This is a genomic window from Streptomyces sp. NPDC058195, from assembly GCF_042883525.1.
GTDB lineage: Bacteria > Actinomycetota > Actinomycetes > Streptomycetales > Streptomycetaceae > Streptomyces.
In genome coordinates this window covers 91,464-104,694 of sequence record NZ_JBHVVM010000010.1, presented here as the reverse complement: position 1 = coordinate 104,694, position 13,231 = coordinate 91,464, and the positions used below count along the sequence as shown (strand labels likewise).

Here is a 13,231-nt window from a genome sequence, read left to right as displayed (position 1 = left end):
CGCTCAACAGTGGACGGGGGAGACACCCTCGCTCTGGCATGATCGAACGTCCATGCGGCAGGCGGGTCGAGCGGGGGCGTAAGCATGCGGGGACGGGCGGACGCGGGACACGGAACGGGACACGGGAGACGCGATCCGGTGGCGGCCGTGCTGCTGGCCGGGGCACTGGGGCTCACGCTCTCCGGCTGCGCGGGCTTCCTCGTACCGGCGGGCGAGGGCGAGCCGCGGCCCGCGTCCGGCGGACCGTACGCGGTGCACGCCGACGAGCTGCCGACGCCGCTGCCCAGTGCCTCCGCCGTGCCTCCGTCCACCGCACGGCCGACCACCCCCGTGCCCACGCCCACCGGCCGGGCCGGATGCCCGTCCTCCGGCGTGGTCGTCGACATGGGCGAGGTGCAGCCGGCCCTCGGCCACCGGGCCGTCGGGCTCACCCTCACCAACTGCGGCGACAAGCCGTACCCGGTGGACGGCTACCCCTCCGTCCGTGCCCTGGACGAGGCGGGCGACCCGCTCCCGGTCAAGGTCAACCCCGGCTCCTCCTACATGGGCACCGACCGGGGCCCGCAGCAGGTCGTGCTGAAGCCCGGCCGGTCGATGCACGCACTGCTGGCCTGGGTCTCCACCCCGACCGGCGGCGACCTCATCGAGGGCGACGCCCTGGAGATCGCCCCGGCCCCCGGCCTGGAGCCGCGTGTCTTCCCGCTCGAAGGCAGCGACGTACGCCTGCTCGACGAGCTCAACATGACGGCCTGGCGGACCACGCGCTAGGACGGCCGGGAGCGGATCAGCGGCGGGCCATGTAGAGGGTGAAGGCCTTGTGGAGCACCTTGTTGATCGGAAGGTCCCACTCGCCGATGTACTCGGCGGCCCGCCCGCCCGTGCCGACCTTGAAACGCAGCAGGCCCAGCAGGTGGTTGCTCTCGTCCAGGGTGTCGGTGATGCCGCGCAGGTCGTAGACGGCCGCGCCCCGCTCGTGCGCGTCGCACATCATCCGCCACTGGACGGCGTTGCTCGGCTGGACCTCGCGCTTGTGGCCGGTCGAGGCGCCGTAGGAGTACCAGACGTGGTCGCCGACCGTCAGCATCGTCGCCGCGGAGAGCGTCTGCCCCTCGTGCTCGGCGAGGTAGAGCCGCATCCGGTCGGGGTCCTCGGCGCGCAGCGCCGTCCACATGCGTTCGAAGTAGGCGAGCGGGCGCGGGATGAAGCGGTCGCGTCCGGCCGTCTCGCGGTACAGCTCGTAGAAGGCCGGAAGGTCCTCGAAGCCGCCCTCGACGACCTTGACGCCCGCCTTCTCCGCCTTCTTGACGTTGCGCCGCCACTGCTGGTTCAGGCCGCCGCGGACCTCCTCCAGCGTGCGCCCGGCGAACGGCACCTGGAAGACGTACCGGGGCTGCCCCGCGCTGAACCCGTCCTCGCTCTCCTCCTCGCCGCGCCGCCAGCCCAGCCGGACCAGCTCCGCCACGAGCCTGGCGGCCCGCGGGTCCTCCTCGTCCGCCGGCACGTCGCGCAGCCGCCCGGCGGACGGGTCGGCGATGGCGTCCTTGACGGTACGGGCGTCCCAGCGCCGCGCCACCACCGGCGGCCCCATGCGCACCGAGAACGCGCCCCGTGCCTTCAGATGCGCCACCATCGGACCGAGCCACTGCCCGGGCTCCGCGCCGAACCAGTCGATGACCGGGCCCTCCGGCAGATAGGCCAGATAGCGCTTCACCCGGGGGATCGGCCGGTACAGCACGAGCCCCGCGCCGACGATCCGTTCCCGGCCCGCACTGTCCCGGTCGAACCAGCCGATGCTCTCCGCCCGCCAGTCGGGCTTCACCTCACCCCACGACGGGACCTGCATGTGGCTCGCGGCGGGGCGGCTCGCGAGGAACGCCAGATGTTCCTCGCGGCTGATCGTCCTGAGAAGCGGTGCCATGCGGTACTCCGTTCGTCGTGCTTTCGGTGGACGCGGCGGGGCCGACCGGACGCGGCGCATTGACCTCAAGCGCGCTTGACGTACCAGGGTGGCCGGTGAGGGCGCACCACCCCGGTGCCCCGGTCAGGAGGACCCGCCATGAGCGTGCGTTTCGCATCCCGCCCCGATCTTGCCCGTAATGACGTCGGCCTCGTCAAGGTGAGCACCTGGGACACCGGCACCCCGGAGCGCATGCGGCACACCGTCGAGGCGATTCGCGGGGCGTGGTGCGGCCGGGACTGGCCGCATCCCGGACTTCTTTCGTACACCGTTCACACCGGGGAGGACGGGCGGACCCTGCTCCACTACAGCCAGTGGAGTGGTGAGCAGGCGTACCAGGAATTCTTCCGGGAGGGCAGGGACGAGCGCAACGCGGACATCGACGCCGCCGTACCGGGAATCCGGCGGCTCGGACTGCACACCCTGGAGCTCTACCGCTCGCTGCTGCCGCAGGAGGACGACGCGCGGGAGCCGGGCTGCGTGGTGATCGTCGACGTCGAGTTCGAGGGCGCCGACCCGGCGCGGCAACGGGACTGGGTGGACACCGTGTTCGAGGCGCTGGCGACCGACGGGGCGCGCGCCCCCGGCGGCATCTCGGGCCACTTCCACGTGAGCACCGACGGAAGGCGGGTGCTGAACTACGCCGAATGGGAGAGCGCTCGGGCCCATCTGGACGCACTGGCCGGGGAGGGCCCCGGGATCGGCTCGGACACACCGCAGTGGGAGCGGGTGCGGTCGTATCCGGGGGTGAGTGGCGGCGGCGTCCACCGCTACACGCCCGCGCTCAGCATCGTGCCGAGCGCGGGCGTCTAGGGTCTCTCGTTTGGATCATGCCGGGCTCGCGGGGGCCGGCACGCACATCTGCCGCGTTGTCGTCAGTCACCGACGCTCCGCGTCGGCTCCTTCCTCCGCCTTGCAGCTGCACGCACCAGCCCCCGCTCCCTGATCCAGCCTGATCCAAACGAAAGACCCTAGGGCGTGGGACTACGGGCGGAAGCGGACCACCTGCGGGTCGTGGTCGCTGTTCTGGTCGGCGAACTCGGCGTTGATGTGCACGCTGTCGTACGTGAAGTCGCCGATCGCCGGGCTGGTCAGGATCTGGTCGAGGACCTGGCTGTTGCCCTGGTAGACGTAGGTGTAACGCTCCGAGCGCGGCAGGGACTTGATCGCCGGGTACAGCACGCCGCCAGCGGTCAGCTCCTTGGCCGTGCCGGAGAACTCGAAGTCGTTGATGTCACCGACGACCAGGACCCTGGCGTTCTTCTGGGCGCTCAGCAGCTTCTTGACGAAGGTGTTGACCGCCCGGCCCTGGGCGTGCCGCTGGACCTCCGAGGAGCGGGCCGGCGGCTGGTGCTCCGCGTAGATGGCCTCGTCGCCGCCCTTGGACGCGAAGTGGTTGGCGACCACGAAGACCGTACGGCCGCGGAAGCTGAACTCGCCCACGAGCGGCTTGCGGCTGTTCTCCCAGGCGGCGTTCGCCAGGTCGATGCGGCCGGGGGAGAAGGTCAGCGCGGCGCGGCCACGCTCCCGCACGACCCCGGTGGCCGACGTCGCGTCGCCGCCGCTCCGGTCGGTGAACGAGACCCGCTCCGGGTTGAAGAGGAACACCTGGCGGATGTTGCCGCCGGGCTCGCCGCCGTCCTTCTTGTCCTCGGGGTCGACGGAGCGCCAGTCGTACGCCGGGCCGCCCGCGGCCCGGATGGCGTCGGTGAACTTCTTCACCGTCAGACCGGCGGAGACCGTGCCGTCGTCCTTCGCGCCGTTGTCGTCCTGGATCTCCTCCAGCGCCACGATGTCCGGCGAGGCGAGGTTGTCGACGACCGCGGCGGCGAGCGCGTCGAACTTCTCCTGCGGGTCGGACGGGTCGAGGTTCTCGACGTTGTACGTGGCCACCGCCAGCTCGCCGGAACGCTGCTTGCGGGTGACCTCCCGCCGCAGGCCCTTCGCGGTGACGGTGCCCATGGTGCGGGCGGTCAGCGTGTAGCCGCCGTACTGGTTGAAGTCGAGCGGACCCTCGGTCACCCCGGTGAGCACATCGCCCACGTCGGCCTTGGGGAAGGGCTGCTCGGCGAGCGGCACCAGCGACTGGATCTGGAGCCGCCCGGTGTTCTGCTGGTCGTACGAGCCGTAGACGGTGCCGCCGCGGCGGGCGTCGTTCTCGTGCGGTTTGACGGTCACCCACAGCTCGGCGTGCGTGTCGGTGGCACCGGCCACCCGCGAGGTGCCGACGCTGACGTTCATGCCTTCGACCGACTCGTAGTAGTCGAGGGCGTAACGGGACGGGCGCAGCGGCAGCGCGTTGACGGAGCCGCCGGCCGCCGGGTCGCCCTGCGGGGCGTACCGGGACGGGACCGAGCGCCCGGTGATCCGGACCGGCGCGGGCAGCGCGTTGCCGGAGGAGACCACGGTGACGGTGGGCTTGCTGAGCTGGGTCAGCGACTGGTTGCCGGAGGTGAGGCCGCCCGGGACGTACTCGGTGACCGTGCCGGAGACGGTGACCGCGTCACCGGCCGCGACGGTGGGCGCGGAGCCGGTGTAGACGAACACGCCCTCGCTGGTGGCAGGGTCGGTGTCGGGCCGGGTGTCCTGGAACCAGAAGCCCTTGGAGCCGTACGTCCGCACGCCGGTGACGACGCCCGGCACCTGGCTGACCTGCTGGCCGACGAGCGGCGATATCCGGGTGGAGCCCTGGATGTCGTGGATGCGGACCTGGCCGTCCGCGGCGGGGGTGTCGGAGGCGGACGCGGAGGTGGTCGCGGCGCCGGTGAGCAGACCGGCGGCGAGCGCGGCGGCGACGAGCGCGGAGACGGTGGTCGTTCTGGACGATGCGGCAGGCATCAAGGCTCCGGGGTATCGAGGAACGGCTGGGGATCTACGCGCGTCAATCTCTTGTGTGGGCCCGGCGGTTGTCAAGGTCTCCGGGATGGACTGCCCCTGTCCGTTTCATGAACCGGGCGGCATGGGACGAAATACGTCTACGCTGGGGCCCGCCCGATCCGGTACGCACCGTACGCCCCCGAGGAGAACCCCCTGATGTCCGCAGAGCCCCCCACCCTGCCGCCCGTACGGCTGCGCACCGAGGCCGAGCTGGCACGGGACGCGCTCGCCGCACCGCTGCTCGCCCGCGCCGTCCGGCTCGCCCGCTGGGCGGGGCCGGGGACCGGTGTGGGCGCGGGCGGCGAGCTCGTCGACGCGCAGTTGCCCGCGGCGGCCGAGCACCTCGGCCTGGCGGCCGACGAGAACGGTGCGGCGGAGGCGAGCGAGGCGTGGCGGCTCGCGGTCGACACGGGGCTCATCGACGTGGAGGACCCGCCGCAGGACGACGACCCGGACGCGGTGGGGAAGGCCGCCCCCGGGGAGAACCTGCCGCTGGTCACCGGCGGTTCGCCGCAGGACGTGCTGTCCATCTGGCTCGACGGCCTGGAGGCGGCCTTCGCCGATGCCACCGCGCCGGTCTTCGACGACCTGGCTGACCTGGTCGGGGAGGACGGTTCGGTCGACTTCGACGCGCTGGACTGGGATCCGGAGGCCGAGGCCGACTTCCTCGACGGGGTCCTCGCCAATCTCTACCTGCTCAGCGTCGGCGACGGCCACGGCGGTACGGACCCGGCCCCGGTGCCGCTGCCCGCGCTCGCCGCCTCGGTGATCGTCCCCGACGAGATGGGCGAACCGACCGACGACGTGCTGGAGCAGGTGTCCGAGGCGATGATGCGCCTGGACGACCAGTTCCGGGTCCTGGAGCCGATCGGCATCGTGGAGTACCGGCCGGTGGACGAGGCGCTGCTGGTCGAGGCGGGCGAGGAGGCCGGTGAGGAGGCCGGCCCGGCCGCGGACGACGAGGACGTCACCCGGTACGGGATGGTCCGGCTCACCCCCCTCGGCCTGTACGGGCTGCGCGCCAGGATGCTGGAGGCCGGGGTGGACGCCCCGGCGATCGGCGACCTCGCGGACAAGGGGGCCGACGCCCTGCTCGGAGGCGTCGCGTACTACCCGGAGGCGGCGGCCGCCAGCGAGGTCGGGCTGTGGCTCGCCCGGCGCGGCGGCACGGACGGCGCGGCGGCCGAGCTGCTGGCCGCGGCCCGCGGCACGGACTCGCAGGCACCGTTGCGCAGGCTCCACTGCCAGCAGGCGCTCGCCCTGGTCGGCGCGGAGGCGGAGCCCGCGGTCCGCGCGGTGCTGGACGACCCCGAGCTGGGCGGCCTGGCCCGGGTCTGGCTGGCGGAGCTCGGTGCGGAAGGGGTGCCCGCGCCGCCTGAGTCGATGATCTTCTGGCTGGCCGTCGACACCATCGCGGCCCAGCTGGCGGCGGACGGCGATCTCGGCGAACTCCAGGACCTGGTCGAGGGGCTGGCCGGCCGGCACAGCGGCTTCTTCGACGAGGCCTGGCGGGTGGACCACCCGGCGACCGCCGACGTGCTCGACGCGATGGGACGGCTGCACAGCGACAAGAAGAAGGCCAAGGAGGCCCGCAAGGCCGCGTTCAAGGCCCGCTCGCGCAAGACCTCCTGAGGGCCCCCTCGGACCGGTCGGCCTCCGGGCCGACGGTCCGGGTGGCGTGGGTGGCGTGGGCCGCACGGCCGGGTGAGGGTGGATTTCAGACATGTAATCCGGCCAAGTGCACAGGAAGGATGCCCCGGGGCGTCGCCCGCGGTTCAACTGGTGTTGGCGTGGGGGCGCGAAGGTGGGCGCGGCAACAACCCGCCCACGTCGTCCCAGGAGTTACGTGATGCCCTTCACGCGCAGGGAATTCACCAAGCAGTCCGCCCTCACCGGTGCCGGTATCGCACTGACCGGCACCGTCGCGGCGCTGGCCACCGCGCCGGGCGCGCTGGCCGCGGGCGAGCCGAAGCACGGCCAGAACGGCCAGGGCGAGCACCACGACGGCCACGACCACGGTCATGGCCACGGCCGTGAGCCCGGCTATGGTCCGCTGCTTTCCGACCCCAAGGGTCTCCTCGCGCTCCCCAAGGGCTTCTCGTACCGGGTCATCACGCACTGCGGGGTCACCAAGCTGGAGTCCGGCGAGTTCACCCCCTCCAACCACGACGGCACGGCCGCCTTCGAGGGCCCGCGCGGTGTCACCCTGCTCGTCAACAACCACGAGCTCAGCGGCACCCGCGCCGGCTGGGAGCACCCGGTGCCGCTCACCGAGGGACTCGTCTACGACCCGGTCGCGGCCGGTGGCTGCACCGTCGTGGAGACCCGCCGCGACGGCCGTACCGCCGAGTGGGTCGGCATCGCCGGTACGTCCACCAACTGCGCCGGTGGCGTCACCCCGTGGGGCACCTGGCTGACCTGCGAGGAGACCGAGGACAAGGCGGGCAAGAACGGTCTGCTCAAGGACCACGGCTACGTCTTCGAGGTCGACCCCTACGACCGGCACGCCAACCGTGACCCGCACCCCGTCAAGGCCTTCGGCCGGTATGCCCACGAGGCCGTCGTCATCGACCCCAAGCTCGGCCACGCCTATCTGACCGAGGACGCCTCCGGCCCCAACGGGCTGCTCTACCGCTGGGTTCCGCCGCACGGCTTCCGGCACGGCCGGGGCAAGCTGCGCACGCTGGCCGATGACGCCGGGGTCCTCCAGGCCACCAAGTGCTTCGACCGCAACGGCGCGTTCGTCGACGACCTGTCCCGCGCCACCAGGATCGGCACGGTCTACGGGGTGGACTGGGTCGACGTGCCCGACCGCGACGCCAGGTCCGTCTCGGTGCGCAAGCAGTTCGCCGCCGGTGAGGTCACCCGCGCCCGCAAGCTCGAAGGCATGTGGTGGGGTGACGGCGGTGCCTACATCGTCTCCTCGTTCGCCCGCGCCGAGAGCCCCGTCCAGCACGACGGCCAGGTCTGGTTCTACGACCCCAAGCGCCGCACCCTGACCCTGAAGGTGCTGCTCGGGGTGAACCCCGACCCGTCGAAGGACGGCGCCTTCGACGGCCCCGACAACATCACCGTCTCGCCGTACGGTGGTCTGGTCATCTCTGAGGACGGCGAAGGCGTCCAGCACCTCTTCGGCGCGACCGAGAGCGGCCGCACCTACCCGATCGCCCGCAACGAGCTGAACATCGGCAGCGAGGAGGAGCCGGAGTACAGCGAGTTCACCGGAGTCACCTTCTCGCCCGACGGGCGGACGCTGTTCGCCAACATCCAGACGCCGGGCATCATGGTCGCCATCACCGGCCCGTGGAAGCGCCAGCCGCAGAAGTAGGACCCCGTCCGCCCCACGGGGCCTCGCCGCTCATCAGCGCAGCGGCGAGGCCCCGTTCGGCGTCCGGTGGATGAGCCCGCCGTTCCTGGCTACAGGGCCTGGGCGGCGGGCTTCACCATGCCGCGGACGGTGCGCGACTTCACGAAGTCGCCCATCGCCGTCATCTCCCACTCGCCGGAGAACTGCCTGATCAGCTTGGCCATCATCACGCCGGTCTGCGGCTCGGCGCCCGTCAGGTCGAAGCGGACCAGTTCCTCGCCGGTGGCCGCGTCGATCAGCCGGCAGTAGGCCTTGGCGACCTCGGTGAACTTCTGGCCGGTGAACGAGTTGACCGTGAAGACCAGGCCGGTCGCCTCCGCGGGGAGCCTTCCGAGGTCCACGACGATCACCTCGTCGTCGCCCGCGCCCTCGCCCGTGAGGTTGTCGCCGGAGTGCTTGACCGCACCCTTCAGGATGGAGAGCTTGCCGAAGTAGCAGCTGTCCAGGTGATTGCGGTTGGGCCCGAAGGCGATCACGGAGGCGTCGAGGTCGATGTCCTTGCCCCGGAACGCGGGCTCCCAGCCGAGGCCCATCTTGACCTGGGACAGCAGCGGGCGGCCGCCCTTGACCAGGGAGACCGTCTGGTTCTTCTGGAGGCTGACCCGGCCCTTGTCGAGGTTGATCTTGCCGCCGCCGGGCGGGGCGGCGGGCGGGGCCGGGGGAGCGGCGGGGGCCGGGGGAGCGGCGGGGACCGGGGGAGCGGCGACCCGGGGGTCCACCGGAGCCACAGCGGGTGCCGGGGGTGCCACGGGCACCGGAGGCGCGGTGGCGGCGGGCTCCTCCTCGACCGTGACCCCGAAGTCCGTGGCGATGCCCGCCAGGCCGTTTGCGTACCCCTGGCCGACGGCACGGGCCTTCCAGACGCCGTTGCGGCGGTAGACCTCGATGACCACGAGTGCCGTCTCGGCGCCCAGCCGCGGCGGGGTGAAGGTGGCGAGCACGCTGCTGTCGTCGGCGTTGCGCACCGTCGCGGTGGGCTCGATGCCCTGGAAGGTCTGGCCCGCCGCGTCCGGGCTGGCCGTGACGACGATCTTCTCGATGCCGGGCGGGACCGCGGCGGTGTCCACCACGATCGAGTCCGGCGTGGTGCCGCCGCCGGAGCGGTAGGTCACGCCGGGGCCGTTGGGCTGGTTGTAGAAGATGAAGTCGTCGTCGGAGCGGACCTTGCCGTCGGCGGTGAGCAGCAGGCCCGAGACGTCGAGCCGCACCGGAGCGGCGACGTCCACGGCCACGCGGGCCGCGGAGAGAGGGATGTTCGAGCCGGGGGTCATTGCGGTCATGCTCGGGGTAACGAACGACATTGCTTTGCCGTTCCCTTACCTTCGCAGACGTCCCGGACTTCCTGGCCTTCCCGGACTTCTCGCCCGTACCGCCCGTCAGCGGTTGCGGGGATGGCTGCGGGCGGCGCGCTCGTTGCCGTGCTTGTACGCCCCCGTCCAGCGGGCCATCACCAGCTGCGCGTCCCCCGATTCCACCTCGGCCAGGAACCTCGCCGCCCGGTCGCCGCGCAGGGTGCCCGCGCTGCGGCCGTGATGGGTGAGGGTGACGCTCGCGTCGCCGTGCTGCTCGTACAGGAATCCGGAAGGTCTCGGCATGGCCCCGCATCCTGCCCGCCGCACGGAGGGCCTGTCGTGCGGATTTCGGCGACGGCGGGCCCGGCGGCGGGGCGGGGTGGTGGTCAGCGTGGCCAGAGCGGCGGGCGGGTGCAGAAGTGGCCGCCGAGGCGGGTGTGGTCGGGGTTGTCCGGGTCCAGCTCGCCCTGCTCGGCGACGAGCCGGGCCGCGTACGGCTCCGAGTCGTCCTGCGGCTCGTACCCCAGCGCGCGGGCCGACGTCAGGTCCCACCACAGCCGGGTGTTGGCGGAGGAGCCGTGGACGACGGTGTGCCGTACGTCCTTCGCGCTGAGCGCGGCGTGGAAGAGCCGGGCACCGTCCGCCGGGCTCAGCCAGAGCGACAGCATCCGCACCGAGGTCGGCTCGGGGTAGCAGGAGCCGATCCGTACCGAGACGGTCTCCAGGCCGTGCCGGTCCCAGTACAGCTGGGCGAGGTCCTCGCCGAAGGACTTGGACAGCCCGTAGAAGGTGTCGGGGCGGCGCGGGGCGTCGGTGCGGACCGGCGGGTCGCCGGGCAGCGGCCGGGGCGTGTGGCCGATGACGTGGTTGGAGGAGGCGAACACGACGCGCCGTACGCCCTCCTCCCGCGCGGCCTCGTAGAGGTGGTACGTGCCCTCGACGTTGGCCCGGAGGATCTTGTCGAAGGAGGACTCCAGGGAGATGCCCGCGAGGTGGATGACCGCGTCGACCCCCCGGACGGCCTCGCGCAGCGCCTCCCGGTCGGCGAGGTCGGCGGTGATCGCGTCCGGCTCGCCCTCGACGGGAGCGGCGTCGAAGAGCCGGAGCGTGTAGCCGTACCCGGGCAGCAGCCCGCGCATCAGGGTGCCGAGACCGCCGGCGGCGCCGGTCAGCAGGACGGTGCGGGGAGCGGGCATGCGCGAATCTCCTCGGCCTGGACGCCATCGGGGCGGACGTCAAATGCGTGGACGGCATTCATATGTGTGGACACGCTAGGAAGCGCCGGTGCGCCGCGTCAAGTGGCGCCGCGATCGCGTCGCGCCGCGCCCCTGAGCCGACGTGTCCGTGACCCGCTTCGGCGATCGTGCGGCGTTCCGCTCCTTGACCCGCGCGGGCACGCTGGCTTAGCGTGCAGTCGTTCATGAATATGGACACCAGTCAGAATTGTGTACGCCTGCACGCTCAGGGAGCGCCAGTGACCTCAGCACCTCTCGCCGCCCGCCTCGCCCGCGTCGCCGGGCCGCTCTTCTTCCCCGTCACCGCGTACGGACCCGATGGCGACATCGATCTCGACGCCTTCCGCGCCCATGTGCGCACCGGCGTCGACGCGGGTGCGGCGGCCGTCTTCGCCTGCTGCGGCACCGGTGAGTTCCACGCGCTCGCGCCGGAGGAGTTCCGCCGGGTCGTCGCCGCGGCCGTCGAGGAGACCGCGGGGGAGGTGCCCGTCGTCGCCGGGGCCGGATACGGCACGGCGCTCGCGGTCCAGTACGCGAAGGCCGCCGAGGAGGCAGGCGCGGACGGGCTCCTCGCCATGCCTCCGTACCTCGTCGTCGCCAGCCAGGAGGGGCTGCTGGCCCACTACACCGCGCTCGCCGCGGCCACCTCCCTGGAGACGATCGTCTACCAGCGCGACAACGCCGTCTTCACCCCCGAAACCGTCGTCGCCCTCGCCGGGACGCCCGGCATCATCGGCCTCAAGGACGGCTACGGCGACCTCGACCTGATGCAGCGCACCGTGAGCGCCGTCCGCACCGAACGGCCCGGCGCGGACTTCCTGTACTTCAACGGGCTGCCCACCGCCGAACTCACCGGACCCGCCTACCGGGGCATCGGCATCACGCTCTACTCCTCCGCCGTCTTCGCCTTCGCGCCCGACATCGCGCTCGCCTTCTACGGGGCTCTGGAGAGCGGCGACGACGCCCTGACCGGCGAACTCCTCGACCACTTCTACCGGCCGCTGGTGGAACTGCGCGCCAAGGGCCGCGGTTACGCCGTCGCGCTCGTCAAGGCCGGGGTCCGGCTCGGCGGACTGGACGTCGGCCCGGTCCGCCCCCCGCTCACCGAGCCGTCCGCCGCCCACATCCAGGAGCTGACCGCGATCCTCGCGCGCGGCCGGGCCGTGCTGGAACAGTACGGGCTGGAGCAGCTCGGCCAGGAGAGCCGCGGGTGAGGACCTCGGCCTTCCTCTACCCCTGGGACGTCGTCGGCGACCCGGACGCCGCCCACCGCCTCGCCGCCCTCGGGATCCAGCAGGTGACGCTCGCCGCCGCCTACCACTCCACCCGGGCGCTGACTCCCCGTCACCCCGACCGGCGCATCGTCACCGCCGAGTACGCCGCAGTGCTCTACCCGCCGGACGCCGACCGCTGGGCGGGGCGCGCGCTGCGCCCCCACGAGCAGTCCTGGGTGGACTCGGACGACCCGTTCGCCGAGGCTGCCGAGGCCCTCACCGGCGCCGGTCTGGAGGTGCACACCTGGGTGGTGCTGGCGCACAACTCCCGGATGGGCGCCGAACACCCGGACACCTCCGTGGTCAACGCGTACGGTGACCGCTACCCCTGGGCGCCGTGCGTGGCCCGGCCCGAGGTCCGCGCCTACCTGACCGACCTGGCCGCCGAGGCCGCGACGCGCGAGGGTGCGCGCGGCACCGAGCTGGAGTCCTGCGGCTGGTACGGCTTCGCGCATCTGCACGCCCACGACAAGACCGCGGGCGTCGGGCTCGGCGACGCGGCGCAGTACCTGATGTCGCTCTGCTTCTGCTCCGTGTGCCGTGCCGGTTACGCCGGCCACGGCCTGGACGCCGACGCCCTGGCCGTGGCCGTGCGCGCCGCGCTGGAACCGGTCTGGGCCGGTACCGGCTCCACGGCGGCCGGGCGCACGGGCATCGAACGGCTCCTCGGCGCCGATCTCGCCGCCGCCACCCTCAGGTGGCGCGGCGAGATGGCCCGTACCCTCCAGGAGGACGCGGTCGCCGCGGTGCGGGCGGCGGCGTCTCCCGGCTTCCAGGTGCTGTTGCACGCCGACCCCGAGCCCCACCGCACCGGCGCGAACACCGGCGTCGACCCGGCCCGCATCCTGTCCGTGGCGGACGGTGTGGTGCTGCCCTGCACCGGCGGCGACGCGGCGCGCGAGGCGGTGCTCGGCCCGTTCACCGGCCGTGAGGGGGTGCTCGCGGCCAACTTCTCCGTGGTCACCGGGATGGGCGGCAGCCCCGCCACCCTGGAGCGGGACGCCGCGCACGCCGCCTCGCTCGGGGCGAACCAGCTGCGCCTCTACCACGCCGGACTGGCGTCCGGCCCGGACCTCACGGCCGTCGCCGGAGCACTGGCACGGCTCCGGCGATGAAGGAGCCGGGCCGGTGGGGGCGCCGATAAGCCACCCCCACCGGCCCGGCAACGCCTCCCCCCCCGGCCCGTCTCCGGCCCGGTCCGTCGCGCCGGCCGTCACCGTGCTGCCGGT

The 13,231-nt window shown here is 72.7% G+C and carries 11 protein-coding genes; 6 read left to right on the top strand and 5 right to left on the bottom strand.

All coding sequences use genetic code 11. From position 1 onward, the window contains the following. Positions 1–147: 147 nt before the first annotated feature. Positions 148–768, top strand: coding sequence for a DUF4232 domain-containing protein (locus ACFVWY_RS15215; RefSeq protein WP_389871964.1), 621 nt, complete (start codon positions 148–150; stop codon positions 766–768). A 16-nt stretch (positions 769–784) separates the two neighbouring features. Here ACFVWY_RS15215 and ACFVWY_RS15210 read toward each other — a convergent pair whose 3' ends face one another. Further along, entirely contained in the window at positions 785–1,918 is a 1,134-nt protein-coding gene (locus ACFVWY_RS15210; protein WP_389871712.1) for a lipid II:glycine glycyltransferase FemX, read from the bottom strand. Positions 1,919–2,056: 138 nt separating this feature from the next. Here ACFVWY_RS15210 and ACFVWY_RS15205 point away from each other — a divergent pair, with 138 nt between their 5' ends. After that, positions 2,057–2,770, top strand: a complete 714-nt coding sequence (locus ACFVWY_RS15205; RefSeq protein WP_389871710.1) for an antibiotic biosynthesis monooxygenase — start codon at positions 2,057–2,059, stop codon at positions 2,768–2,770. 171 nt (positions 2,771–2,941) lie between these two features. On the opposite strand, the gene ACFVWY_RS15200 is transcribed toward ACFVWY_RS15205, so the two are convergent. Continuing rightward, positions 2,942–4,795, bottom strand: coding sequence for an endonuclease/exonuclease/phosphatase family protein (locus ACFVWY_RS15200; protein ID WP_389871708.1), 1,854 nt, complete (start codon positions 4,793–4,795; stop codon positions 2,942–2,944). A 195-nt stretch (positions 4,796–4,990) separates the two neighbouring features. On the opposite strand from ACFVWY_RS15200, the gene ACFVWY_RS15195 reads away from it, so the two are divergent. Both ACFVWY_RS15195 and ACFVWY_RS15190 read left to right on the top strand, forming a co-directional pair. Further along, positions 4,991–6,466, top strand: coding sequence for a hypothetical protein (locus ACFVWY_RS15195; RefSeq protein WP_389871706.1), 1,476 nt, complete (start codon positions 4,991–4,993; stop codon positions 6,464–6,466). 217 nt (positions 6,467–6,683) lie between these two features. Next, entirely contained in the window at positions 6,684–8,162 is a 1,479-nt protein-coding gene (locus ACFVWY_RS15190) for an alkaline phosphatase PhoX (protein WP_389871704.1), read from the top strand. Between the two features lie 89 nt (positions 8,163–8,251). Here ACFVWY_RS15190 and ACFVWY_RS15185 read toward each other — a convergent pair whose 3' ends face one another. The 3 genes from ACFVWY_RS15185 to ACFVWY_RS15175 all read right to left on the bottom strand — a co-directional run bounded on the left by ACFVWY_RS15185 (position 8,252) and on the right by ACFVWY_RS15175 (position 10,689). Next, a complete protein-coding gene (locus ACFVWY_RS15185) occupies positions 8,252–9,481 on the bottom strand; it encodes a TerD family protein (protein ID WP_389871701.1) in 1,230 nt (409 codons plus the stop codon). A gap of 96 nt (positions 9,482–9,577) precedes the next feature. Continuing rightward, on the bottom strand, positions 9,578–9,796 hold the full coding sequence (locus tag ACFVWY_RS15180; protein ID WP_389871699.1) for a hypothetical protein: 219 nt from the start codon (positions 9,794–9,796) through the stop codon (positions 9,578–9,580). Between the two features lie 83 nt (positions 9,797–9,879). Beyond that, positions 9,880–10,689, bottom strand: a complete 810-nt coding sequence (locus tag ACFVWY_RS15175; protein ID WP_389871697.1) for an NAD-dependent epimerase/dehydratase family protein — start codon at positions 10,687–10,689, stop codon at positions 9,880–9,882. 278 nt (positions 10,690–10,967) lie between these two features. On the opposite strand from ACFVWY_RS15175, the gene ACFVWY_RS15170 reads away from it, so the two are divergent. Further along, the gene (locus ACFVWY_RS15170; protein ID WP_389871695.1) at positions 10,968–11,942 is read left to right on the top strand and encodes a 5-dehydro-4-deoxyglucarate dehydratase; all 975 of its coding nucleotides are present in this window, start codon (positions 10,968–10,970) and stop codon (positions 11,940–11,942) included. Next, the gene (locus ACFVWY_RS15165; protein WP_389871692.1) at positions 11,939–13,117 is read left to right on the top strand and encodes a hypothetical protein; all 1,179 of its coding nucleotides are present in this window, start codon (positions 11,939–11,941) and stop codon (positions 13,115–13,117) included. Before ACFVWY_RS15170 ends, ACFVWY_RS15165 begins: the two co-directional genes overlap by 4 nt. Positions 13,118–13,231 lie beyond the last annotated feature (114 nt).